The organism is Caballeronia terrestris (assembly GCF_001544515.1).
GTDB lineage: Bacteria > Pseudomonadota > Gammaproteobacteria > Burkholderiales > Burkholderiaceae > Caballeronia > Caballeronia terrestris.
Genome location: NZ_FCOL02000281.1, coordinates 1 through 2,279 on the forward strand (window position 1 = coordinate 1; position 2,279 = coordinate 2,279).

The 2,279-nt window shown below is 61.6% G+C and carries 2 protein-coding genes and 1 pseudogene; all 3 read left to right on the forward strand.

Annotated features, from left to right (window positions below; translation table 11 throughout):
• On the forward strand, positions 1 to 198 hold a 198-nt coding region (locus AWB67_RS36505), incomplete at its 5' end, for a universal stress protein (protein ID WP_143328480.1).
• 133 nt (positions 199 to 331) lie between these two features.
• Positions 332 to 727, forward strand: a pseudogene (locus tag AWB67_RS36510) (universal stress protein); the annotation flags it as partial.
• A gap of 193 nt (positions 728 to 920) precedes the next feature.
• Positions 921 to 2,063 (forward strand): PAS domain-containing sensor histidine kinase, encoded by a 1,143-nt coding sequence (locus AWB67_RS36515; RefSeq protein ID WP_087660700.1) that lies wholly within the window; start codon positions 921 to 923, stop codon positions 2,061 to 2,063.
• Positions 2,064 to 2,279 lie beyond the last annotated feature (216 nt).

The window sequence follows — 2,279 nt, forward strand, 5'->3', positions numbered from 1 at the left end:
AAGGTCGAGGTATCGGCGACCGAGTGCGTTGTGGGCGCGTCCGCAGGCGAACTGCTGCTATCCCGCGCCGCAGACCTGGGCGCAGATCTCATCGTCATGGGCGGCTACGGCCACGCGCGCTGGCAGGAACTCGTGATGGGCGGTGCGACCCGCACGATCCTTGGCTCAATGACACTGCCCGTCCTGATGTCGCACTGAGCATGTTCAGCCTTTCCCCATGTCGAGCCTTTCCATGTACACACGAATTCTTGCTCCCATCGATGGCAGCCCGATCGCGAGCCACGCGCTCGACGAGGCGCTGAAAATCGCCCGCTAAAGCGGCGCAGAGCTTCAGCCCCTTTTCGTGATCGACTTGCCGCCCGTCAGCGGCGGCGATGCGAGCGCTGCGTTTTATGTCAACACCCGCGATGGATTCGCGCAGGAAAGCGCCGCACTCGACGCCGACGCCTCGGTGCGCATGCACCAGGCCGGCGTTCGGGGTGGGCCGCGGGTAGTCGAGGTCGAGTTGACTCGTGACGACATCGCGCACCGCATCCTCAAGAGTGCGCAGGAATTTGGCGCGGACCTCGTGGTGATGGGAACGCACGGGCGGCGGCTCGCGCTTGGCAGCGTCGCCGAGCACTTCCTGCGCATCTCATGCTGCCCGGTTCTGCTAGTCCCGGCCCCAAAAGGAGAACTGCCGGCCGAAGCAGCGAGCGAAAAGCTCGACCCACAAACGCCTCACTGAGTGACGACGTCGCGAACGACGCCATTCCACCATTCGCCGAGCTTTCGACAGTGTCCCTTTACGGTCGTCAATAGCGGGAAGATGACGGCGCCTGTCGGGTCGGCTAGACTGGGACCCATGCGCCGGGCGAGCGCCGAGGATATGATTCGCCGCGCGCCAGGCGATCCCCATCCCAGTCAGTGAGACAGACCGCATGCAAAGTCGCGATAAGTGTTCGCGTCAACGGCCGGCCGACGACCAGCGCGAAGCTGTGCCGGCTCGCTCCTCTATTGGCCGCCTGCTGAGCGACGAGCATTTCCGTTTGCTGGTCGAAACAGTGGAAGACTATGCGATCTTTCTTCTCGACCCCGCCGGAAACGTTGCCACCTGGAACAACGGCGCGAAACGGATCAAAGGCTACGAAGCGGACGAAATCATGGGCCGGCACTTCTCGGTTTTTTATCCGCCGGAGGATGTCGCAGCGGGCAAGCCGGAAAGCGAACTCGCGCTGGCGATCGAAAAGGGACATATCGAGGATGAAGGGTGGCGAGTTCGCAGAGACGAATCCCGCTTCTGGGCCAATGTCGTGATCACAGCCGTACGTGACGCAAACGGCACGTTACGTGGCTTCGCCAAGGTAACGCGCGACATGACCGATCAGTTGCGCCTCGCGGAACTCCAGCATGCCCGTGAACTGTCGACTCACGTTCAGACCGCCCGGGAAAACGAGCGGACGGATATCGCGCGGGAATTGCATGACGATCTCGGGCAACAACTCGCCGCACTCAAGATGCAACTGGCCGCGCTAGATATGGATGTCGACGCAACCGGCTTGGCTCGCCATCGCGTCTCCCAGACGCAGGCCATGCAGGGGCAGATTGATACGATCATCGCTTCGGTGCGTCGTATCGCGGCGGGCCTGCGGCCGCCCATTCTCGATGACCTCGGGCTCTTCGCCGCGATCGACTGGCTCGTCAGCGACTTTCGGCGCCGCTACGGCATCGACGCAACGTTGAATAACGACACTGAGGCACTCGACTTCAACGCGTCCGCTTCGACAGCGATTTTTCGACTGATTCAGGAAGCGCTGACCAACATCGTGCGTCATGCGGAGGCCAGCGAGGTACGAATTGACATTAGGCGCGTGGACGCGGATTGCGTCCTGTCGATCGAAGACAATGGGCGTGGTGCGGCGCTCGAGGCCGACCCTGGAACAAAGTCGTTCGGTTTGCTGGGGATGCGCGAGCGTGTGCGTCAACTGCGCGGAACCATCGCAATCGACAGCACGCCGGGCAGAGGCTTTCGGATATTGACCAAGTTGCCGGTCGAGACAATCATTACGGGGAGCGCCGTTTAGCAAAGACGATCCGACAGTGCAGTTTGCGTCGGCGCATACGTCGGACGATAGGCCTAGCTCAGCAAGTCGCCCAGTGTGATGTTGATCGGCGCTCCCGTACTACCTACTTCGCCATATTTGCGCGCGGCCACCTGAAGAAAATGTTCGGGGTCCGCCGTGAACAGGTTCCTGATGGCAGGAGTTCCGATACGCTTGATACGCAGCATCTCTTGGAAT

Excerpts from the sequence above, each read along its gene's own strand:
- AWB67_RS36515 (WP_087660700.1), top strand. The coding sequence starts at position 921 with ATGCAAAGTCGCGATAAGTGTTCGCGTCAACGGCCGGCCGACGACCAG.